A 19822-nucleotide genomic window follows, 5' to 3' on the forward strand; every position below is an offset into this window, starting at 1 on the left:
GATGTTAGGTTGACGAGCCTTACCCCTGGCACTGACTACGCAGTTAGGGCTGCTTGGTTCCCCACCTGACCCGGTTGGCCACTTCACCATGCAGGGAGGCCCGTCAGCACGTATTGTAACCCCCCAGGTTGCGCGCACTTCGTGTCGCTTCTCCTTCCCCCCTGCTGGGGGCGACACCTGAGGCCCGGCGGAGCCGGTTCCTCGGTGTCCCACGACCAGACTGGGGCCTTTTTGATTTTGGGGTGGGGGCGGGGGGAGGGACGCCGCGCCTTTTAGAATGCCCGCAATGTCTTATCTCGTGCTCGCTCGCAAGTTCCGCCCGAAAACCTTCGGTGAGATGGTCGGTCAGGGGCACGTGGTGCAGGCGCTCGAGAACGCGTTGACGACGCAGCGCCTGCATCACGCCTATCTGTTCACCGGCACCCGGGGGGTCGGCAAGACCACGGTCTCGCGGATCCTGGCGAAGTCGCTCAACTGCCAGGGCCCGGACGGGCAGGGCGGCATCACGGCCACGCCGTGCGGTGTCTGCCAGGCTTGCCGCGACATCGATTCCGGCCGCTTCGTCGACTACACCGAGCTCGACGCTGCCTCGAACCGTGGTGTCGACGAGGTGCAGTCACTGCTGGAACAAGCCGTCTACAAGCCGGTGCAGGGGCGCTTCAAGGTCTTCATGATCGACGAAGTGCACATGCTCACCAACACCGCGTTCAACGCGATGCTGAAGACGCTCGAGGAGCCGCCCGAGTACCTCAAGTTCGTGTTGGCCACGACCGATCCGCAGAAGGTGCCGGTCACTGTGCTGTCGCGCTGCCTGCAGTTCAACCTGCGGCCGATGGCGCCCGAGACGGTGCTCGAACACCTCACGAGCGTGCTGCAGACCGAAAACGTTCCGGCCGAGCCGCAGGCGCTGCGCCTGCTGGCTCGCGCGGCGCGCGGCTCTATGCGCGACGCGCTGTCGCTCACCGACCAGGCCATCGCATTCGGCAACGGCGAGTTGGTCGAGACCGGCGTGCGGCAGATGCTCGGCAGCGTCGATCGCGGCCATGTGTTCCGCCTGATCGAAGCCCTGTCGCTGGGCGACGGCAAGACGGTGGTCGAGACGTCGGAGGCGCTGCGCGTCGACGGCATGTCGGCCGCGTCCACGCTGGAAGAAATGACGGCCGTTCTGCAGGCCATGGCCGTGTTGCAGGCGGTGCCCTCGCGCGCCGAGTCCGCCGATGCCGCCACAGACCCCGATGCGGCCGATACCGCGCGCCTGGCCGCGCTGATGCCCGCCGACGAGACGCAGTTGCTCTACAGCCTTTGCCTGCACGGCCGTGGCGAGCTGGGCCTGGCGCCCGACGAGTACGCGGCGCTGACCATGGTGCTGTTGCGGCTCCTGGCCTTCAAGCCTTCCAGCGCGGCTGCCTCGACAGCCTCCACGGAAAAAAAAACTCTGAATGAAGCTGCGGCCGCCGCGCCGCAGGCGCCGGCACGTGCCCCGGCCCCCGTTCAGGCCGCCGCGCCGGTCGTGCGCCCTCCGGCCGAAGCGCCGGCTGCCATGGCGCCAGCGGCAGCCCCGACATCTCCGCCAGCGCCCGCAGGGCAACGCCTCGCCGTGGTCGACGAACCCCGCCGCCAGCCCGAGCAGCGCCCCGAGCCGCCCGACACGCCGGCCAAGGTCGTCGGCGTGCCCATCCGCGTGCAGCCTCCGCCGAGCGCGCGCGACGTTCCCCCCGCCGAAGGCTCGCAGCGTGTTCCCTACACGCCCATTCCCCAGAGCGAAGACGGCGACTTCTGGCATGCCACGGTCACGCAATTGGTCGCGTCCGAGGCCATCAATGCCCTGACGCGCGAACTGGCGCTTCAGTCGCAGCTGGTGGGCCGCGATACCGACCAGTGGATGCTGCGCATCGAGCGCGAGACGCTCAACCAGCCCTCCAGCCGCGAGAAGCTGACGGCCGCGCTCAACAGCCTCGGCCACGAGGTCAAGCTCACGATCGAGATCGGTGCCGTGGTCGACAGCCCGGCGCGGCGCAACAGGCAGGCCGCCGACGAGCGCCAGCGCGTGGCCGAGGAGGCCATCTACAACGACCCCGAAGTGCAGGCGCTCATGCGCGACTTCGATGCGAAGATCGTCCCAGGAACCCTGAAACCGGCCTGAGCTTCCGTCTCTCTTATCCTTCTCCCATTTTCCAACCCAACAATCAGGACCAACGATGTTCAACAAAGGACAACTGGCCGGCCTCATGAAGCAGGCGCAGGCAATGCAGGACAACCTCAAGAAGGCCCAGGAAGAACTGGCCCATATCGAGGTCGAAGGCGAATCGGGCGCCGGCCTCGTCAAGGTCGTCATGACCTGCAAGCACGACGTCAAGCGCATCACCATCGACCCGAGCCTGCTGGCCGACGACAAGGACATGCTCGAAGACCTGGTGGCCGCGGCCTTCAACGCCGCCGTGCGCAAGGCCGAGGAAACCAGCGAGCAGAAGATGGGCAAGCTGACGGCCGGCATGCCCGGCCTGCCCCCAGGCATGAAGCTGCCGTTCTAAATGACTCTCCCCCAGGCTCGCCCGCTTCGTGTGGCCGCCAACCCCCTCGCAGGGGGCAACGCCTGCGGCCCGGCAAAGCCGGTTCCGCGGTGTTTGCGCGAAAGGGCCGCCTGACATGGCCGACGCCAGTTCGCTCGATGCCCTGGTCGATGCGCTTCGCCGCCTGCCCGGTGTCGGCGTCAAGTCGGCCTCGCGCATGGCTTTTCATCTGCTGCAGCACGACCGCGATGGCGCGCAGCTGCTCGCGCGTGCTCTGCAGCAGGCCGCGGGCAATGTGCGGCACTGCGAGCTCTGCAACACTTTCACCGAAGCGCCGATCTGCAGCGTCTGCATGGACTCGCGGCGCGACGTGAGCAAGCTCTGCGTGGTCGAGACCCCCGCCGACCAGGCCGCGCTCGAGCGCACCGGCGCATTCCGCGGCTATTACTTCGTGCTGATGGGCAAGCTCAGTCCGCTCGACGGCATCGGCCCCAACGACATCGGGTTGCAGAAGCTCTTCAACCGGGCGCTCGATGGCACGGTGAGCGAAGTCATCCTCGCCACCAACTTCACGGCCGAGGGCGAGGCCACCGCGCACGTGATCGGTGAAGCGCTCAAGCAGCGCGGTTTGACGGTGACGCGTCTTGCGCGCGGCGTGCCGGCCGGCAGCGAACTCGAGTACGTGGACCTCGGCACCATCGCGCACGCGCTGGTGGATCGGCGGTAAGCACCGCCGGCGGAGACCAAACGACATGACTTTTTCACTGCTCACGGTAGCCTACTGGTGCGTGTTCATCGCCTGCGTCCTGCCGTACCTGGCCGCTTGGATCGCCAAGGCGGGCAGCTTCGGTCCGCGCGACAACATGCATCCGCGCGACTGGGCCGCGAGGCAGAACGGCTGGCGCGCACGTGCCAACAGCGCGCAGGCCAACAGCTTCGAGGGCCTGCCGTTCTTCATCGGCGCCGTCATCATTGCGCACCAGCTTGGCGCGGCGCAGGGGCGGCTCGACATGCTCGCCGCGGCCTACGTGGTGCTGCGCGTGATCTATATCGGCCTCTACATCAAGGGCGTGGGCAATGCTCGCAGCGCGGTCTGGGCCCTCGGTTTCCTGGTCAACGCTGCAATACTTTTCATCGGGCGATAGCCCCGTGCGCAGGGCCTTCGGGAGGCCTTCATGCTTACGTGAAAACCCGCACGGGATGACCCCGATGCAGTCGCGTGATGCGGCCCCTAAGCTCGATTCAGTCCAGACGAATCACAGAGCCTCCAGGCACCGTTTCATGCTCCACCGCCGCGCCCTCATTTCCGCCTCCGCCATTGCCGCCGCAACCATTGCGTTGCCGCGCGTCTTTGCGCAACAGGCGAAGCTGGAGAAGACCAAGGTCTCCATCGCGGTGGGCGGCAAGGCGGCGTTCTACTACCTCCCGTTGACCATCTCCGAGCAGCTCGGCTACTTCAAGGCCGAAGGGCTGGACGTGGAAATCTCCGACTTCGCCGGCGGCGCGCGTGCGCTGCAGGCCGTGGTCGGCGGCTCGGCCGACGTGTGCTCCGGCGCCTACGAGCACACCATCAACCTGCAGGCCAAGAACCAGTTCTTCCAGGCCTTCGTGCTGCAAGGCCGCGCACCGCAGATCGCGGTGGGCGTGTCGACCAAGAACATGGCCGGCTACACCGGCATCCAGGATCTCAAGGGGAAGAAGATCGGCGTCTCGGCACCGGGCTCGTCGACCAACATGGTGGCCAATCTGGTGCTTTCGCGCGGCGGGCTCAAGGCCAGCGACGTGAGCTACATCGGCGTGGGCGTGGCGGCCGGCGCGCTCACCGCACTGCGCTCGGGCCAGATCGACGCCATCAGCAACACCGATCCGGTGATGACGATGCTCGAGCAGAAGGGCGACGTGAAGATCATCAGCGACACGCGCACGCTCAAGGGCACGCAGCAGGTGTTCGGCGGCACGATGCCGGCGGCCTGCCTCTATGCATCGACCGAGTTCATCCAGAAGAATCCCAACACCTGCCAGGCGCTGGCGAACGCCATCGTGCACGGGCTCAAGTGGCTGCAGACGGCGGGGCCGGGCGACATCATCAAGACGGTGCCGGAGACCTATCTGCTCGGCGACCGCGCGCTGTACCTCGCGTCTTTCGACAAGGTGCGCGAGTCGATCGCGACCGACGGCCTCGTGCCGGCCGACGGCCCCAAGACCGCGCTCACCGCGATCGCGAGCTTCGACACCACGGTGAAGGCCGACAAGATCGACCTCGCCAAGACCTACACCAACGATTTTGCAAGGCGCGCGAAAGACAGGTTCAAAGCCTGATTCCGAACGTCCCCGCGACCCGGCTCAGGCCGGGTTTTTTCTGCCATGTCCGAACACGCACTCGAACTCCTCTCCATCAGCTGCACCTTCCATTCGAAGGACGATCCGGGCCAGCGCTACACGGCGGTGGCCGACACCACGCTGCGCATCAAGGCCGGTGAGTTCGTCTCCGTGGTCGGCCCCACGGGCTGCGGCAAGTCGACGCTGCTGAACGTGGGCGCGGGCCTGCTGGAGCCTTCGTCGGGCACGGTCAAGGTGTTCGGCAAGACGCTGGAGGGCGTCAACGCGCGCGCGGGCTACATGTTCCAGACCGAGGCGCTGATGCCCTGGCGCAGCGCCATCGACAACGTGATGGTCGGGCTGCAGTACCGCGGCGTGCCGGATGCCGAGGCGCGCAGCCAGGCCGATGCCTGGCTCGCGCGCGTGGGCCTCTCCGGCTTCGGCGACCGCTATCCGCACCAGCTCTCCGGCGGCATGCGCAAGCGCGTGGCGCTGGCGCAGACGCTGGTGCTCGACCCCGACATCATCCTCATGGACGAGCCGTTCAGCGCGCTCGACATCCAGACGCGCCAGCTGATGGAGAACGAGGTGCTCGAGCTCTGGAGCGCGAAGAAGAAGGCGGTGCTGTTCATCACGCACGACCTCGACGAAGCGATTGCGATGAGCGACCGCGTGGTGGTGCTGTCGGCCGGACCGGCGACGCGTCCCATCGGTGAATTCGCCATTGACCTGCCGCGCCCGCGCGACGTGGCCGAGGTGCGCACGCAGCCGCGCTTCGTCGAACTGCACACCCAGATCTGGGAGGTGCTGCGCGACGAGGTGCTCAAGGGCTATGCGCAGCAACTGAGGAAGGCCGCCTGATGTCGCGCGCGCACTTCGGCCTCAACGAGCGCAATGCGCGCTTCTGGCAACTGGCGCTGCTGCTTGTGATCCTGGTTGCATGGCACCTGGCTTCGCGCAACCAGCAGTTCGCTTTCTTCGTGGGCGAGCCGATTCAGGTGGCGGGGCGCATCTGGAGCTGGTTCCTGCCGTTCGATGTGCCGGCCAACGTGCTCTTTCCCGAAGGGCTCAAGGGCAACGCCGACGTCTACCTGCACCTGGGCACCACGCTGCTGGAGACGGTGCTGGCCTTCGGCATCGGCACGGTGCTGGGCCTGGCGTGCGGGCTATGGCTCGCGCTGGCGCCGACCGCGAGCCTGATTCTCGACCCCTACATCAAGGCCGCCAACTCGATGCCGCGCGTGATTCTTGCGCCCATCTTCGCGCTGTGGTTCGGCCTCGGCATCTGGAGCAAGGTGGCGCTGGCCGTGACGCTCGTTTTCTTCATCGTGTTCTTCAACGTTTACCAGGGCGTGCGCGAGGTGAGCCCCGTGGTGCTGGCCAACGCGAAGATGCTGGGTGCCAACCAGCGGCAGCTGCTGCGCACCGTGTACCTGCCGAGCGCGACCAGCTGGGTGTTTTCCAGCCTGCACACGTCGGTGGGGCTGGCCTTCGTGGGGGCGGTGGTGGGGGAGTACCTGGGCTCGGCGCGGGGCGTGGGCTATCTCATACTGCAGGCCGAGGGCACCTTCGACGTCAACACGGTGTTTGCCGGCATCGTGGTGCTCACGGCCTTTGCGCTGGTGCTCGACGGCATCGTCGGGCTGCTCGAGAAGCGCCTCATGAAGTGGCAGCCCAGGACGGGCGAAACCGAGAAGCTCTAGCACCCCTCATGCGATGATCCCGCGCGGCGCGCTGGAGCAACAAGGAGCGCCGCAACGACTTCACAGGGGTAAAGAATGAGCCACGACAACAAGCGGGCCACGACCTTGCGCTCGCGCAGCGAGGCCGCCAGAGTCTCGAACGAAGAACTGTTCTTCGATCTGGTCTACGCGTTTTCCGTCACGCAGCTGTCCCACTACCTGCTGGACCACCTCACGCTGCTGGGGGCGCTGCAGACGCTGGTGATGTGGTTCGCGGTATGGCTGGGCTGGCAGTACACGGCCTGGACCACCAACTGGTTCAACCCCGGCGCACTGCGCATCCGCGGCGTGCTGTTCGCGATCATGCTGCTGGCCATGGTGATGGCCTCGGCGCTGCCGGGCGCCTTCGCGGAGCGGGGGCTGGTGTTCGCGCTGTGCTTCGTGGGTATCCAGGCGGGGCGAACGCTGTGCATGTTGATCGCCATCGGGCCGAACGATCCGCTCACGCCCAACTTCCGCCGCCTGCTGGCATGGAACTGCGTGGCTGGCGTGTTCTGGATCGCGGGCGGTTTCGCGCAAGGCGAGGCGCGCCTCGCACTGTGGTTCGGCGGCGTGCTGTGCGAGTACATCGCGCCGATGATCGGCCTGCGCTTCCCGGGCCTGGGCCGTTCGCTGACGAGCGACTGGACCATCGACGGCGGCCACCTGGCGGAGCGCTGCCAGCTCTTCGTGATCGTCGCGCTGGGCGAATCGGTGCTGGCCACCGGTATCGCCTTCGGGCACCACGCCGAATGGCATGGTGCCGACCTGTTCGCGCTGATGGTTGGCTTCTCGGGCAGCCTGGCGATGTGGTGGATGTACTTCGATACCAGCGCGAAGGAAGCGACCCACGCCATCGAGCATTCGGCGGACCCTGGCGGCATCGGCGCCAAGTTCCATTACACGCATGTGATCCTGGTGGCGGGCATCATCGTGTGCGCGGTGGCCGACGAACTGACGATCAACGAGGGCTCGCACCACGCCGAGCTCAAGTACCTCGGCGCGCTGATCGGCGGGCCGGCGCTCTACCTGTTCGGCAATGCGCTGTTCAAGCGCGTGGTGCGCGGCTTCCTGCCGCAGTCGCACCTCTACGGGCTGGGCCTGCTGGCCGTGCTCGCGGTGTTTGCGCCGCACCTGTCGGTGATCTTGGTGGGCACGCTCACGACGCTCGTGATGATTGCCGTGGCTGCGCTGGAAGCCGTGGTGCGCCGCCGGGCGTGGGCCGCGACGCCCACGCACTGAAGAGGGGGCTTCTCAGCGCTTCTTCTTGGCCGGCGCGCCGCCGCGCTTCTCGCGCACCACCTGCTGCTTGCTGCTTGCGGGCACCTTGGCGATGTTGGCGCCGCGCGGTGCCGCGGTCCTCACTGCCGCCTGCTTCGACGACGCCGCCGCATGGCCGCGCGCGGGCGGAATGCCGGTGCCCACGCGCGTCGCGACGGTCGCGCGGATCGGCAGGTACACCACCACGCTGTAGCCGCGCTTGAACGCGTGGTTGGGCTTCACGTCGTTCCATTCGGCCACGTTGGCCGGCTTGAGGTTGTAGCGCCGCGCAATGGAGGCCACGCTGTCGGCACGGCCCGCCTTCACGGTGGTGCGGCGGGTGACGATCTCGGGCTGGAAGCTCAGGTGTCCGCCGTCGGCCACCACGGCAGCCACGTCTTCCTTCACCCGGGCGCCGCGCGGCACGATCAGCGTCGAGCCGGCCTTGATGAGCATGCGCGGCGGCACGTTGTTGATGGCGCGCAGATCGGCTTCGCTCATGCCCGAGCGTTGCGCGGCGTCGGCCACGGTCATCGTGTTGGGCACGACCCAGGCGGTCCAGCTGGCGTACTGGCCTTGCGCGTAGGCGTCGAAGTTGCGCTGGAACACGGCCGCGTTGTCCCACGGCAGCAGGATCTGCGGCGTGCCGGCGGCGATGAGCACGGGCTTGTGCGCGGCCGGGTTCAGCGCGCGGAAGTCTTCGAGGCGAACGTCGGCCAGCTTGGCGGCAAGCTCCACGTCGAGGTCGCGCGTGAGGCTGACGGTCTGGAAGTAGGGGTGGTTGGCGATCAGCGGCAGTTCGGTGTTGAACGCCTGCGGGTTGGCCACGATGTTCTTCACGGCCTGCAGCTTGGGCACGTACATGCGCGTCTCGGCGGGCATGGTGAGGTCGCTGTAGGTGGTGGGCAGGCCCAGGCGCTGGTTCTTGGCGATGGCGCGGCTCACGCTGCCTTCACCCCAGTTGTAGGCGGCCAGGGCCAGTTGCCAGTCGCCGAACATGCCGTAGAGCTTCTGCAGGTAGTCGAGCGCGGCGCGGGTGGATGCGACCACGTCGCGGCGGTCGTCGCGGAAGATGTTCTGCTTGAGGTCGAAGTCGGTGCCGGTGGCCGGCATGAACTGCCACATGCCCGCGGCGCGTGCGCTGGAGATGGCCTGCGGGTTGAACGCGCTCTCGATGTAGGGCAGCAGCGCGAGCTCGGTCGGCATGTTGCGGCGCTCGAGCTCCTCGACGATGTGGAAGATGTACTTGTTCGAGCGCTCGGTCATGCGCTGGATGTAGTCGGGGCGGCTGGCGTACCACTGCTCGCGGTCGCGCACGAGGTCGTTGTCCAGGTCGGGCATCTTGAAGCCGCGGCGGATGCGGTCCCACATGTCGGCGGGCGGGGCGAGCGTGACGACGCTCTGCGAATGGGCCTGGCTGCTGGCAAGGGGGGAGAGGGCGTCGCGCGGGTAGACGGGGCTTGCACTGCCGCCGGCGGTGGCGCCGGCTTTGGGGGAGGAGGAAGACGGTGTGGAGCTGTTGTTCGTGCCCGCGCAGCCCGCGAGCACCAGTGAACCTGCAAGGCAGGTGGCAGCAATCAGTTTCATCGGAAGTCGTTTTTCCATTGGCGCAGTGCGGCGAACACGTCGGCCTCGGCTGCATCGGCAGCCAGCTCGGCGTGGGCACGCACCGCTCGAAGGACAGTGGCTTCGCGGCTGCGAAGAAAGGGGTTGATCAGGCGTTCGGTTGCCAGTTGCGATGGCAGCGTGGGCTGCCCCTGTGCGCGCAGGCTTTCGCAGCGCGCGTTGTAGTGAGTCAGATCGGCGTTGGCCGGTTCCACTGCAAGGGCGAAACGCAGGTTAGAAAGTGTGTACTCGTGGGCGCAGCAGACGCGCGTGTCGCCTGGCAGCGCCGCGAGCGCGTCGAGCGAGGCCAGCATCTGCGCTGGCGTTCCCTCGAAGAGGCGGCCGCAGCCGCCCGAGAACAGTGTGTCGCCACAGAAGAGAAGCGGCGCCTGTGAAGGCGCCGCCGGCAGGAAGTAGGCAATGTGCCCGGCCGTGTGGCCCGGTACGTCGATGACTTCGAAGCGCAGGCCCAGTGCTTCGGCCACGTCGCCCTGCACCAGCGGCGTGTACGGTTCGGGAATGCGCTCGTGCGCGGGGCCCCACACCGCGGCGCCGGTGGCGGCGTGCAACGCCCCCACGCCGCCGGTGTGATCGGCATGGTGGTGCGTGACTAGAATCGCGGCCAGCTGCAGCTTGTGGCGCGCCAGCGCGTCGAACACCGGTTGGGCGTCGCCCGGATCCACCACGATGGCGTGGGACCCGTCGTGCAGCATCCAGATGTAGTTGTCGGCAAAGGCGGGCAGCGGAACGAGGGTCATGAGCGGTCAAATTATAGGTTTGCAGGATTGGTTCGCGACCCCCCCGGGGCGCTACCTTCTGGCCTGGGAGCAGGCCCAGTTCGATCAGGCGGTGGCCGATGTCTTCGGCTATCACGCGCTGCAACTGGGCGCGGCGGAGGTCGACGGCCTTCGCACCAACCGCATGCCGCACCGCTGGCTGGCGCTGGACGACCCCGCCCGGCTCGGCAAGGCCACGCTGCTGACCGACTTCGCGGCCCTGCCTTTCGCGGCCAACAGCCTCGACCTGGTGGTACTGCCGCATGCGCTTGAACTGAGCCCCGACCCGCACGCCACGCTGCGCGAAGTCGAGCGGGTGCTGGTGCCCGAGGGCCGGGTGGTGATCTGCGGGCTCAATCCGGCCAGCCTCTGGGGCATGCGGCAGCGCCGCGCGCACATTTACCGGCGCCTGGGGTTTGGCGACCTTTACCTGCCCGAGGGCGGCGAGTTCATCGGCTACTGGCGCATGCGCGACTGGCTGCGACTGCTGAGCTTCGAGGTGGAATCGGGCCGCTTCGGCATTTATCGGCCGGCCGTGCGCAGCGAGGCCTGGCTGGAGCGCTCGCGCTGGATGGACGCGGCCGGCGAGCGCTGGTGGCCCATCTTCGGCGCGGCCTACTTCCTGGTGGCGGTGAAGAGGGTGCGCGGCATGCGCCTGCTGAGTGCCGACTGGCGCCGCGCCGCCGCGCGGGCCAAGGCGCCCGTGCCCATCGCGGGCAAGGTGCACCGCAGCGAGCCCGACAAGAATTGAAAATGAACGAATCGAATGAAGAAGGAAAAGCCAGTTTGACCGAAGTCGTGATCTACACCGATGGTGCCTGCAAGGGCAACCCCGGCCCCGGGGGCTGGGGCGCGTGGCTCAAGTCGGGTGCCACCGAAAAAGACCTGTTCGGCGGTGAACTCGACACCACCAACAACCGCATGGAGCTGACTGCCGTCATCGAAGGCCTGGCCGCGCTCAAGCGGCCGTGCAAGGTGCTGCTGTACCTCGACAGCCAGTACGTGCGCAAGGGCATCACCGAGTGGATCCGCGGCTGGAAGGCCAAGGGCTGGGTCACGGCCAGCAAGCAGCCGGTGAAGAACGTCGAGCTCTGGCAGCGGCTGGACAAGCTGGTGACCGAGGGCGGCCACCAGATCGAATGGCGCTGGGTCAAGGGCCATTCGGGCGACCCCGGCAACGAGCGCGCCGACATGCTGGCCAACAAGGGCGTGGACAAGGCGCTCGGGCGACTCTGAACCGCGGGGCGGACCCCGATAATCGGTGCATGACTGAATCTTCACGTTTGGCGGAACTGCACCGCGTGGCCATCCTCGACACCAGCGAAGAGGCCGCCTACGACGAGATCACGCGGCTGGCCGCCCAGCTGTGCGGCACGCCAATCGCCCTCATCTCGCTGATCGACGAGCGGCGGCAGTGGTTCAAGTCGCGTGTCGGTCTCAAGGCGGTCGAAACGCCCCGGGAGCATGCGTTCTGCGCGCATGCCATTGCCGCCCCGGCCGAGGTCATGGTGGTCGGCGACGCGCTCGAGGACGAGCGCTTCAAGGCCAATCCGCTGGTCACAGGCGACCCGAATATCCGCTTCTATGCCGGCGCGCCGCTCGTGATGAGCAACGGCGAAGCGCTGGGAACGGTCTGCGTGATCGACACCCGCCCGCGCACGCTGGACCCGGAGCTGCTGGAGCAACTGCGCTTCCTGGCGCAGCAGGTGGTGACCAAGCTCGAGGAGCGCGCCCGCGAGCGGCCCGACCCGGCGTAGATTGCCGAACGGCGGCTAGATCACGCCGTCGAACATCATCACGTCGACCTCGTCCCCCGCCGCGACGCTGCCCTGGCCATGGTGCAGCACCACGAGCCCGTTGGCCTCGACCATCGAGCTCAGCACGCCCGAGCCCTGGTTGCCCGCCACGCTGACTTCGGGCAACGCGCCGGGCACCATCCTGACGAAACCCCGCTGGTACTCGGTACGACCCGGCTTCTTGCGAAGGGGCGCCGTGGTGCGCGCGCGCAGCAGCGGCGGCGGTGCCGAGGCGGCTTCGTGGCAGCCCATCATGCGCAGCAGGGCCGGCCGCACGAAGGCAAGGAACGTGACCATCACCGCCACCGGATTGCCCGGCAGGCCGAACAGCACGGCCGGCTGCTGCGAGCTTTCACGCGGGATCAGGCCCACGGCCAACGGGCGGCCGGGGCGCATCGCGACGCGCCAGAAGGCCATGTCGCCAAGCTGCTGCATCACGTCGCGCGTGTGGTCGGCCACGCCCGCGCTCACGCCGCCGCTGCTGACGATGGCGTCGGCCTCGCGCGCTGCGCGTTGCAATGCCGCGGCGAGCGTGGCCGGGTCGTCGCGCACCAGGCCCAGGTCGACGATGTCGCAGCCCAGCCGGCTGAGCAGGCCGAACACGGTGTAGCGGTTGCTGTCGTACACGGCGCCTTCGCGCGGTGCGTCGCCCAGGCTCAGGATCTCGTCGCCGGTCGAGAAGTACGCCACGCGCAGCCTGCGCAGCGCAGGCACGCTCGGCAGGCCGAGGCTGGCGACCATGCCCAGCGCGGCGGGCGACAGGCGCTCGCCCTTGCGCAGCGCGGGCTGGCCCTGCATCAGGTCTTCGCCGGCGAGGCGGCGGTTGGCGCAGCGGCGCAGCACGCGCGCGGGAAAGCTCACCTTGTCGCCGTCGACCTTGCAGAATTCCTGCGGGATCACCGTGTCCAGGCCCGCCGGCATCATCGCGCCGGTCATGATGCGCACCGCGTCGCCGGCCGCCAGCGCACCGCGCCAGGCCGCGCCGGCCAGCACGGTGCCGGCCACGCGCAGCGTGACGGAAGCGTCGATGGGCGCGTCGGCGGGCAGCACCGCGCCGTCGAAGGCATAGCCGTCCATCGCGGAGTTGTCGTGCGGCGGCACGCTGATGGGCGAGACGATGTCTTCGGCCAGCACCCGGCCCAGGGCGTCGAACAGCGTGACGCTTTCGCGCTGCGTGACGACGGCCGTGGCCGTCAGCTGCGAGAGAAAGGCATGGACGGCCTCGACGCTCAGGTCGGCGGCGTCGTAGCCCGAAAGGTTGGAGGCGATGTCTGCGATGCGACTCATAGGCTCATCGGTTTTCGAGTGCGTGCAGTTCGGCAAGGGTGTTGGCGTTGAAGAAGGCGTCGGGTGCGTCGCCCGGTCGGTCGAAGGGTACGCGCACGGTGCGGTGCTGCGCGGCCCAGGCCTGGACCTTGCGGCCGCCGGCTTCGGTGTAGCGCCGCAGGCTTTCCAGCAGGTCGGCGCGCAGCAGGCAGAAGACCGGCTGGGGGCGCAGCACGTTGGCGGCGCCCTCGGTCCCGGAGGCTTCGGGCGCGACTGCCATTGCGATCTCCGCATCGCCGGCGACGGCGGCTTCGGCCAGCCGCGCGGCCAGGTCCGGCGGAAACAGCGGGGTGTCGCAGGGCACGGTCAGGAGCCAGGGCGTGCGGCAGTGCGCAAGCCCGCTCAGGAAGCCAGCGAGCGGGCCGGGGTAGTCGGCCAGGATGTCGGCATGCACCGGTGCGCCGAAGGCCTCGTAGTCCTGCAGGTTGCGGTTGGCATTGAGCATCAGCGTGCCCACCTGCGGGCGCAGCCGGCGGATCGCATGCAGCGCCAGCGGCTCGCCGTTGAACGGCTGCAGCCCCTTGTCGATGCCGCCCATGCGCGAGCCGCGGCCGCCGGCCAGCAGCAGCCCGGTGATGTCGGCTGGCGCGATGGCGTGCGCGGGCATGGCGGGCGCCTGCGTCATCCGCCGATGTAGCTCATCTCGACGCGGCGGGGCGCCTTGTCGCCGGCAGCGTCGTCGGCGTCGGTGGTGCGCAGGGCGCGCAGCTCGGAATAGCGGTCGGCGCGGCCCTGCCAGATGTGGCCGATGGCGGAGGCGATGTCTTCGTCGCTGGCGGCGCCGCGCAGCAGGGGGCGCAGGTCGTGGCCGGCGCTGGCGAACAGGCAGAGGTAGAGCTTGCCTTCGGTCGACAGGCGCGCGCGGCTGCAGTCGTGGCAGAAGGCCTGGGTGACGCTGCTGATGACGCCGATCTCGCCGCCGCCGTCGGCATAGGCCCAGCGCTGGGCGGTTTCGCCGGGCGCGCTGGCCTGCAGCGGCACCAGCGGAAACTCGGCATGGATGCGTGCAATGACCTCGGCCGAGGGCAGCACCTCGTCCATGCGCCAGCCGTTGGTGGCGCCCACGTCCATGTACTCGATGAAGCGCAGCACCACCTTGCCGCCGTGCTGCTCGCGGAAGTAGCGCGCCATCGGCAATATCTCTTGCTCGTTGGTGCCGCGCTTGACCACCATGTTGACCTTGATCGGACCCATGCCGGCGGCCAGCGCCGCGTCGATGCCGGCCAGCACGTCGGCCACCGGGAAGTCGACGTCGTTCATGTGGCGGAACACGGCGTCGTCGAGGCTGTCGAGGCTCACGGTCACGCGCTGCAGGCCGGCGCTCTGCAGCGCGGCGGCCTTGCGCCGGAGCAGCGAGCCGTTGGTGGTGAGCGTCAGCGCCAGCGGCTCGCCGGCGGGCGTGCGGATCTCGGCAAGCTGCCCGATCAGCCCTTCGATGTTCTTGCGCAGCAGGGGCTCGCCGCCGGTCAGGCGGATCTTGCGCACGCCGTGGCTCGCGAACAGGCGGGCCATTCGGGTCATTTCCTCGAAGCTCAGCAGCGCGCTGTGGGGCAGGTACTGGTAGTCCTTGTCGAACACGTCCTTCGGCATGCAGTAGCTGCAGCGGAAGTTGCAGCGGTCGGTCACGCTGATGCGCAGGTCTGTCATGGGCCGGCCCAGGCGGTCGAGCAACTGGCCGGTGGCGGGTACGGCGATCTCCGGCACGGCCACGGCGGGGTGCGCGCGGCCGACCGCGGAGATCGGGATGACAGTGCTGCTGCTATGCTTCATGAGGGGTATGGGGAGGGCCCGATTTTGCGCCATCGCCCATGGGCCCATTGGCTGCAGGCTACTTGCGCCCGCCGCGGTGCGTCCGGGGGTTATCCCCTGCAGAGCTTCAGGTTCGTGCGGGTGGCGCGCACCACGGGCAGGAAGATGTCGGCGTCGGCGGGCGGGTAGTTTTCCCTGATGCCGTCGTCGGTGCGCTCAGCGTCCTCGGCCAGAGGCTGCAGCGTCTTGAGGCAGGCCGCGCGGTCGCCCTGCTTGAACTGCGTCAGCGCGATGTCGTTGCGCATCCAGCCCTTGGTGATCCAGTCGAGCGTCTTGTCGCACTCCGAGAGCAGCGGCGACAGGGTGGCCAGGGCGATCGCGTAGTCCCGGGCGTCGTACTGGCGCTTGAAGCTCTTGCGGGAGCTGGCCACCGCCTTGTCGGTGCAGGCCGGGGTGGGGCGGGTGTAGGTGCCTTCGAAGGTGGCGCGCATGCCGCAGTTGTCGCGGCATTGCTCGGCGCCGTTGGTCGCGACCGCCACCTTGTCGGCATTGACCGCGAAGCTCACCACGCAGCCGCCGTCGGCGAGCTTCGCCTTGCCGCGCACGATGGTGCCGTCGAGCGCGCAGGTATGGGCGTTGGCGCCGATGGTGGTGATGTCGAAGCGTCCATCCGTCTTGACACGAAGGGCGCCGCTGCCGCCTTCATAGATGTATTCGCCGGCCGGCGGCGTGGAGGTTTGCGCCAAGGCCGGGCCGGTGCTGACAAGCAAGGCAATAGGCAGTGCGAGGGGCAGGATGTTCTTGAACTTCATCGTGGGAATCTCCCGGGAAACATGCCGCCAGGCAGTGTATCGATCGTTACCGGAAGTTTTCCGGACCTGGCCGGTTTTCGCCATCCCCGGTGGGATGTCTTGATGCAGACAATGAGAATTCCTATCATCTGAGTGCCTGAATACGCAGCACGTCGACGACGCAAAGGGCTCTTCCAGCCAAGGAGCCTCCCGACCGTGCAGTACACCCTCCCAGCCTTGCCCTATGCCTTCGATGCGCTCGAACCTCACATCGATGCGCAGACGATGGAAATCCACCATGGCAAGCACCACCAGACCTACGTGAACAACCTCAATGCCGCGTTGAAAGACACGCCGCACGAGGGAACGCCAATCGAAGAACTCATCGCCGGCGTCGAGCAACTGCCCGAACCGCTGCGCGCGCCGGTGCGCAACAACGGCGGCGGCCACGCCAACCACAGCCTGTTCTGGACCGTGATGGCGCCCGTGGACCAGGGCGGCGGAGGCGCACCCACGGGCGCGCTGGCCAAGGCCATCGACGTCGACCTGGGCGGCTTCGACGCCTTCAGGGACGCTTTCACCAAGGCCGCGCTCACGCGCTTCGGCAGCGGCTGGGCATGGCTGTCGGTCGGCCCCGGCGGCAAGCTCGCCGTGGAAAGCAGCGGCAACCAGGACAGCCCGCTGATGCGCGGCATCGGCTCCGGCAGCACGCCGATCCTGGGGCTGGACGTGTGGGAGCACGCGTACTACCTCAAGTACCAGAACCGCCGCCCCGAATACATCGCGGCTTTCTACAACGTGGTGAACTGGGCCGAGGTGGCCCGGCGCCACACCGCCGCAACCGGCGGCTGAGGCGTGCGGCCATGAACGACCCCCGGCAGGTGACGGTGGCGGGTGCGCGGGCCAGGCCCGTGCGCCCCATGCGCGAGTGGATCGGCCTTGCCATCGTCGCCGCCGGCGCGCTGGTGGGGCTGTCGCAGTTCTGGACATTCGTGCGCAGCGATCCGATCGTGTGGAACGCCTTGCTCGGCGGTTCGGTCGCGGCGCTGGCCACGGCGCTCGGCACGCTGCCGGTGGTTTTCTCACAGAAGCTGCCCGAGCGGCTGCAGGACACGCTGTTCGGTTTCGGCGCCGGCGTCATGCTGGCCGCCAGCGCCTTCTCGTTGATCATTCCCGGCCTGGAAGCCGCCAGGCATGCGGGCGTGTTCGGCGGCGGCAGCTGGGCGGCGGGCGGCGTGATCGGCTCGGCCATCCTGCTCGGCGGCGCCATGCTGATGCTGATGGACCTCGTGCTGCCGCACGAACACTTCATCAAGGGCCGCGAAGGCCAGGCGGCGCGGCAGTTGCGGCGCACATGGCTCTTCGTGTTCGCGATCGCGCTGCACAACGTGCCGGAGGGGCTGGCCATCGGCGTCGGCTACGCGGCCAACAACGGGCTGCGGGCGGACGCGCTGGCCACCGGCATCGCGATCCAGGATGTGCCCGAGGGGCTGGTCGTGGCCGTGGCGCTGCTGGCGGCAGGCTACGGCCGCGTCTTCGCGGTGCTGATCGGCATGGCTTCGGGGCTGGTCGAGCCGCTGGGCGCCGTGCTGGGCGCGGCGGCGGTCGGCCATTCGGCGATGCTGCTGCCCTGGGGGCTGGGCTTTGCTGCTGGCGCGATGCTGTTCGTCATCAGCCACGAGATCATTCCCGAATCCCACCGCAAGGGGCACGAGGCCTTCGCCACCAGCGGGCTGATGGTCGGCTTCGTGCTGATGATGCTGTTAGATACCGCGTTGGGGTAGGGCCCCCTTCGCAGGACACCGCGGAACCGGCTTTGCCGGGCAGCAGGTGTCGCCCCCGGCGAGGGGGGCGAAGCGACACGAAGTGCGCGCAGCCTGGGGGAGCACCAAGGTACTAGCCGTGCTTGACGGCGACGGTCTTCAGGGTGGTGAAGCCGTACAGCGCCTCGAAGCCCTTTTCACGGCCGTAGCCGGAAGACTTCACTCCGCCAAAGGGTAGTTCGACGCCGCCGCCCGCGCCGTAGTTGTTGATGAACACCTGGCCGCTGCGCACGCGCCTGGCCATGCGGAACTGGCGCGAGCCGTCGGCCGTCCACACGCCGGCCACCAGGCCGAACTGCGTGGCATTGGCGAGCGCCACGGCCTCGTCCTCATCGGCGAATTGCATGGCAGCCAGCACCGGGCCGAACACCTCTTCCTGCGCCAGGCGATGGTCCACGGGCACGTCGCGCAGCAGGGTCGGGGCCTGGTAGAAGCCGGTCTCGGGCGCTTCCTCGACCACGATGCCCTGCGCCACCATCGGGATGCCGGCATGTTGTGCATCACTCAGGAAGTCCCACACGCGCTGCTGCTGTGTCTGGCGGATCAGCGGGCCGACGTCGAGGTCCATCGCGGCGGGGCCCACGCGCAGCGCCTCGAAGGCGTGGCCCAGGCGCTCGAGCAGCGGCTCGTAGATGTCGCGCTGGATCAGCACGCGCGAGCCGGCCGAGCAGGTCTGGCCGGCGTTCTGCACGATGGCGTTGATGACCACGGGAATGACTGCGTCCAGGTCGGCATCGGCGAACACGATCTGCGGGCTCTTGCCGCCCAGCTCCAGCGTGACCGGGCAGTGCCGCTCGGCAGCCACCTGCTGGATCAGCGTGCCGATCTTCGGGCTGCCGGTGAAGCTGATGTGGTCGATGCCTTCGTGCCGCGCCAGCGCGTCGCCCACCTCGTGGCCGTAGCCGGTCACGATGTTCAGCGCGCCGGCCGGAAAGCCGACTTCAGCCGCCAGCTGCGCCACCCGGATCAGCGAGAGGCAGGCGTCTTCAGCCGGCTTGACCACGCAAACGTTGCCCGCCGCCAGGGCGCCGCCCACGCTGCGCCCGAAGATCTGCATCGGGTAGTTCCACGGAATGATGTGGCCGGTGACGCCGTGCGGCTCGCGCCAGGTGAAGACGCTGTAGCCGTCCTGGTAGGGGATGGTTTCGCCGTGCAGCTTGTCGCAGGCGCCGGCATAGAACTCGAAGTAGCGCACCAGCGCCACCGCGTCGGCCCTGGCCTGCTTGACGGGCTTGCCGCAGTCGCGCTGCTCGATGAGCGCGAGCTCGTCGACGTGCTCGGCGATCTTCTGCGAGAGCTTGTAGAGCAGGCGGCCGCGGTCGGCGGCGCTGACCTTGTGCCACACGCCCTCGAAGCAGTCGCGCGCGGCGCGCACGGCCGAGTCGATGTCGGCGGCGTTGCTGCGCTGGATTTCGTCGAAGGCCTGGCCGTCGGAGGGGTCGATGACCGGCAGGGTGCGGCCGGAGGAGGACGGAACGTCCGCGTTGGCGATGTAGTTGAGCTGCATGGGGCTGGATTTTGCGCGAAGCGCGCAAGAAACGTGGGCGCCCCGGTGGCCGGCCCTACCTGGCGGCGGCGCTGGTCCGGGGCAGGGCGCGCACGGCGTTCAGCATGCGCTCCACGTGCTTGTCCGGGTTCAGGTTCTGGTAGTAGTAGGCCACCTTGCCGTCCGGCGCGATCACGTAGGAAAGCCGGTTGGCGAAGTCGGGCTTGGTCTGCATGAGGGCGTCGAAACCCTGGATCACGGTCTTCGACTCGTCCGAAGCCACCGGAAACCGGTTCTGGCACGACTTGACCGAGAACTTCGACAGCGTGCCGATGTCGTCCGCCGACACGCCGATGACGGAGGCGCCCAGCGCGGCGAACTTGTCGATGGCTTCGGCGAAGGCGTGGGCCTCGATCGAGCAGTCGTTCGAGTCGGCCGCCGGGAAGAAATACACCACCACCGGGCCCTTGGCCAGCGCGTCGGCCAGCGAGTAGCGGAAGGTCTTGCCGCCCAGCGCGGCATCGGCGGTGAAGCGGGGTGCCGGGTCGCCGATGTCGAGCGCGGCCCAGGCTGGGTGCGAAAGCACCGCAAAAACAGCCGTCAAGGCGATGCGTGAGAGGTTCGTTCGGGCCATGATGCAACTCCGCAGCTGTGTGGCCG

General features: G+C 68.2%; 21 protein-coding genes and 1 other RNA gene. 13 read left to right on the forward strand and 9 right to left on the reverse strand.

The features are described 5' to 3' along the window. Window positions 1-8: 8 nt before the first annotated feature. Window positions 9-105: signal recognition particle sRNA small type (ffs, locus tag ACQY8B_RS09220), an RNA gene on the reverse strand. 181 nt (window positions 106-286) lie between these two features. On the opposite strand from ffs, the gene dnaX reads away from it, so the two are divergent. From dnaX to ACQY8B_RS09260, 8 genes are all read left to right on the forward strand, one after another. Continuing rightward, on the forward strand, window positions 287-2143 hold the full coding sequence (dnaX, locus tag ACQY8B_RS09225) for a DNA polymerase III subunit gamma/tau (RefSeq protein ID WP_422086422.1): 1857 nt from the start codon (window positions 287-289) through the stop codon (window positions 2141-2143). 55 nt (window positions 2144-2198) lie between these two features. Then, window positions 2199-2531, forward strand: coding sequence for a YbaB/EbfC family nucleoid-associated protein (locus tag ACQY8B_RS09230; protein WP_007836669.1), 333 nt, complete (start codon window positions 2199-2201; stop codon window positions 2529-2531). A 115-nt stretch (window positions 2532-2646) separates the two neighbouring features. After that, the gene (gene recR / locus ACQY8B_RS09235) at window positions 2647-3237 is read left to right on the forward strand and encodes a recombination mediator RecR (protein ID WP_081266265.1); all 591 of its coding nucleotides are present in this window, start codon (window positions 2647-2649) and stop codon (window positions 3235-3237) included. A gap of 25 nt (window positions 3238-3262) precedes the next feature. Then, window positions 3263-3655: an MAPEG family protein gene (locus ACQY8B_RS09240; RefSeq protein WP_422086423.1), complete on the forward strand. Its 393-nt coding sequence runs from the start codon at window positions 3263-3265 to the stop codon at window positions 3653-3655. A 136-nt stretch (window positions 3656-3791) separates the two neighbouring features. Next, entirely contained in the window at window positions 3792-4829 is a 1038-nt protein-coding gene (locus tag ACQY8B_RS09245; RefSeq protein ID WP_422086424.1) for an ABC transporter substrate-binding protein, read from the forward strand. Window positions 4830-4874: 45 nt separating this feature from the next. Next, the gene (locus ACQY8B_RS09250; protein WP_422086425.1) at window positions 4875-5690 is read left to right on the forward strand and encodes an ABC transporter ATP-binding protein; all 816 of its coding nucleotides are present in this window, start codon (window positions 4875-4877) and stop codon (window positions 5688-5690) included. Then, a complete protein-coding gene (locus ACQY8B_RS09255; RefSeq protein WP_422086426.1) occupies window positions 5690-6532 on the forward strand; it encodes an ABC transporter permease in 843 nt (280 codons plus the stop codon). The genes ACQY8B_RS09250 and ACQY8B_RS09255 overlap by 1 nt, the downstream gene beginning before the upstream one ends. Before the next feature lie 75 nt (window positions 6533-6607). Continuing rightward, a complete protein-coding gene (locus ACQY8B_RS09260) occupies window positions 6608-7792 on the forward strand; it encodes a low temperature requirement protein A (RefSeq protein ID WP_422086427.1) in 1185 nt (394 codons plus the stop codon). A 12-nt stretch (window positions 7793-7804) separates the two neighbouring features. On the opposite strand, the gene ACQY8B_RS09265 is transcribed toward ACQY8B_RS09260, so the two are convergent. Together ACQY8B_RS09265 and gloB are read right to left on the reverse strand one after the other, a co-directional pair. Further along, on the reverse strand, window positions 7805-9397 hold the full coding sequence (locus tag ACQY8B_RS09265) for a transglycosylase SLT domain-containing protein (protein ID WP_422086428.1): 1593 nt from the start codon (window positions 9395-9397) through the stop codon (window positions 7805-7807). Beyond that, a complete protein-coding gene (gloB, locus tag ACQY8B_RS09270) occupies window positions 9394-10173 on the reverse strand; it encodes a hydroxyacylglutathione hydrolase (protein WP_422086429.1) in 780 nt (259 codons plus the stop codon). Before gloB ends, ACQY8B_RS09265 begins: the two co-directional genes overlap by 4 nt. Between gloB and ACQY8B_RS09275 the strand changes: the two genes are divergently transcribed. The 3 genes from ACQY8B_RS09275 to ACQY8B_RS09285 are packed head-to-tail and all read left to right on the forward strand — an operon-like array spanning window position 10172 to window position 11948. Beyond that, complete coding sequence (locus tag ACQY8B_RS09275) at window positions 10172-10942, forward strand: class I SAM-dependent methyltransferase (RefSeq protein ID WP_422086430.1); 771 nt, start codon at window positions 10172-10174, stop codon at window positions 10940-10942. The genes gloB and ACQY8B_RS09275 overlap by 2 nt on opposite strands. A gap of 35 nt (window positions 10943-10977) precedes the next feature. After that, window positions 10978-11427, forward strand: a complete 450-nt coding sequence (rnhA, locus tag ACQY8B_RS09280) for a ribonuclease HI (RefSeq protein WP_081266376.1) — start codon at window positions 10978-10980, stop codon at window positions 11425-11427. 29 nt (window positions 11428-11456) lie between these two features. Beyond that, window positions 11457-11948 carry a GAF domain-containing protein gene (locus ACQY8B_RS09285; RefSeq protein ID WP_422086431.1) on the forward strand — a complete coding sequence of 164 codons (492 nt, stop codon included), beginning with the start codon at window positions 11457-11459 and terminating at the stop codon, window positions 11946-11948. 15 nt (window positions 11949-11963) lie between these two features. On the opposite strand, the gene moeA is transcribed toward ACQY8B_RS09285, so the two are convergent. From moeA to ACQY8B_RS09305, 4 genes are all read right to left on the reverse strand, one after another. Next, window positions 11964-13274 carry a molybdopterin molybdotransferase MoeA gene (gene moeA, locus ACQY8B_RS09290; RefSeq protein ID WP_422086432.1) on the reverse strand — a complete coding sequence of 437 codons (1311 nt, stop codon included), beginning with the start codon at window positions 13272-13274 and terminating at the stop codon, window positions 11964-11966. Window positions 13275-13278: 4 nt separating this feature from the next. Next, window positions 13279-13938 (reverse strand): molybdenum cofactor guanylyltransferase MobA, encoded by a 660-nt coding sequence (gene mobA / locus ACQY8B_RS09295; RefSeq protein WP_422086433.1) that lies wholly within the window; start codon window positions 13936-13938, stop codon window positions 13279-13281. Continuing rightward, the gene (moaA, locus tag ACQY8B_RS09300) at window positions 13935-15083 is read right to left on the reverse strand and encodes a GTP 3',8-cyclase MoaA (RefSeq protein ID WP_422086434.1); all 1149 of its coding nucleotides are present in this window, start codon (window positions 15081-15083) and stop codon (window positions 13935-13937) included. The genes mobA and moaA overlap by 4 nt, the downstream gene beginning before the upstream one ends. 89 nt (window positions 15084-15172) lie before the next feature. Further along, complete coding sequence (locus ACQY8B_RS09305) at window positions 15173-15874, reverse strand: hypothetical protein (protein WP_422086435.1); 702 nt, start codon at window positions 15872-15874, stop codon at window positions 15173-15175. A 195-nt stretch (window positions 15875-16069) separates the two neighbouring features. On the opposite strand from ACQY8B_RS09305, the gene ACQY8B_RS09310 reads away from it, so the two are divergent. Both ACQY8B_RS09310 and ACQY8B_RS09315 read left to right on the forward strand, forming a co-directional pair. Continuing rightward, window positions 16070-16705, forward strand: a complete 636-nt coding sequence (locus ACQY8B_RS09310) for a superoxide dismutase (protein WP_422086436.1) — start codon at window positions 16070-16072, stop codon at window positions 16703-16705. 11 nt (window positions 16706-16716) lie between these two features. After that, complete coding sequence (locus tag ACQY8B_RS09315; RefSeq protein ID WP_422086437.1) at window positions 16717-17637, forward strand: ZIP family metal transporter; 921 nt, start codon at window positions 16717-16719, stop codon at window positions 17635-17637. Window positions 17638-17749: 112 nt separating this feature from the next. Here the strand turns inward: ACQY8B_RS09315 and ACQY8B_RS09320 are convergent, their stop codons facing one another. Both ACQY8B_RS09320 and ACQY8B_RS09325 read right to left on the reverse strand, forming a co-directional pair. Next, on the reverse strand, window positions 17750-19183 hold the full coding sequence (locus ACQY8B_RS09320; RefSeq protein ID WP_106934300.1) for an aldehyde dehydrogenase family protein: 1434 nt from the start codon (window positions 19181-19183) through the stop codon (window positions 17750-17752). Between the two features lie 55 nt (window positions 19184-19238). Further along, window positions 19239-19796, reverse strand: coding sequence for a peroxiredoxin (locus ACQY8B_RS09325; protein WP_422086438.1), 558 nt, complete (start codon window positions 19794-19796; stop codon window positions 19239-19241). Window positions 19797-19822: the final 26 nt, after the last annotated feature.

It is taken from the genome of Variovorax sp., from assembly GCF_965279555.1.
In the GTDB taxonomy this organism is placed as follows: Bacteria; Pseudomonadota; Gammaproteobacteria; order Burkholderiales; family Burkholderiaceae_C; genus Variovorax.

What these genes read in the sequence shown, in the direction of transcription:
- ACQY8B_RS09275 (WP_422086430.1), top strand. Translation starts at nt 10,172, where the DNA reads ATGAGCGGTCAAATTATAGGTTTGCAGGATTGGTTCGCGACCCCCCCG.
- ACQY8B_RS09325 (WP_422086438.1), bottom strand. Translation starts at nt 19,796, where the DNA reads ATGGCCCGAACGAACCTCTCACGCATCGCCTTGACGGCTGTTTTTGCG.
- gloB (WP_422086429.1), bottom strand. Translation starts at nt 10,173, where the DNA reads ATGACCCTCGTTCCGCTGCCCGCCTTTGCCGACAACTACATCTGGATG.
- ACQY8B_RS09230 (WP_007836669.1), top strand. Translation starts at nt 2,199, where the DNA reads ATGTTCAACAAAGGACAACTGGCCGGCCTCATGAAGCAGGCGCAGGCA.
- ACQY8B_RS09250 (WP_422086425.1), top strand. Translation starts at nt 4,875, where the DNA reads ATGTCCGAACACGCACTCGAACTCCTCTCCATCAGCTGCACCTTCCAT.
- dnaX (WP_422086422.1), top strand. Translation starts at nt 287, where the DNA reads ATGTCTTATCTCGTGCTCGCTCGCAAGTTCCGCCCGAAAACCTTCGGT.
- mobA (WP_422086433.1), bottom strand. Translation starts at nt 13,938, where the DNA reads ATGACGCAGGCGCCCGCCATGCCCGCGCACGCCATCGCGCCAGCCGAC.
- ACQY8B_RS09285 (WP_422086431.1), top strand. Translation starts at nt 11,457, where the DNA reads ATGACTGAATCTTCACGTTTGGCGGAACTGCACCGCGTGGCCATCCTC.
- ACQY8B_RS09260 (WP_422086427.1), top strand. Translation starts at nt 6,608, where the DNA reads ATGAGCCACGACAACAAGCGGGCCACGACCTTGCGCTCGCGCAGCGAG.
- ACQY8B_RS09255 (WP_422086426.1), top strand. Translation starts at nt 5,690, where the DNA reads ATGTCGCGCGCGCACTTCGGCCTCAACGAGCGCAATGCGCGCTTCTGG.
- ACQY8B_RS09245 (WP_422086424.1), top strand. Translation starts at nt 3,792, where the DNA reads ATGCTCCACCGCCGCGCCCTCATTTCCGCCTCCGCCATTGCCGCCGCA.
- ACQY8B_RS09305 (WP_422086435.1), bottom strand. Translation starts at nt 15,874, where the DNA reads ATGAAGTTCAAGAACATCCTGCCCCTCGCACTGCCTATTGCCTTGCTT.
- recR (WP_081266265.1), top strand. Translation starts at nt 2,647, where the DNA reads ATGGCCGACGCCAGTTCGCTCGATGCCCTGGTCGATGCGCTTCGCCGC.
- ACQY8B_RS09320 (WP_106934300.1), bottom strand. Translation starts at nt 19,183, where the DNA reads ATGCAGCTCAACTACATCGCCAACGCGGACGTTCCGTCCTCCTCCGGC.
- ACQY8B_RS09315 (WP_422086437.1), top strand. Translation starts at nt 16,717, where the DNA reads ATGAACGACCCCCGGCAGGTGACGGTGGCGGGTGCGCGGGCCAGGCCC.
- ACQY8B_RS09240 (WP_422086423.1), top strand. Translation starts at nt 3,263, where the DNA reads ATGACTTTTTCACTGCTCACGGTAGCCTACTGGTGCGTGTTCATCGCC.
- moaA (WP_422086434.1), bottom strand. Translation starts at nt 15,083, where the DNA reads ATGAAGCATAGCAGCAGCACTGTCATCCCGATCTCCGCGGTCGGCCGC.
- moeA (WP_422086432.1), bottom strand. Translation starts at nt 13,274, where the DNA reads ATGAGTCGCATCGCAGACATCGCCTCCAACCTTTCGGGCTACGACGCC.
- ACQY8B_RS09265 (WP_422086428.1), bottom strand. Translation starts at nt 9,397, where the DNA reads ATGAAACTGATTGCTGCCACCTGCCTTGCAGGTTCACTGGTGCTCGCG.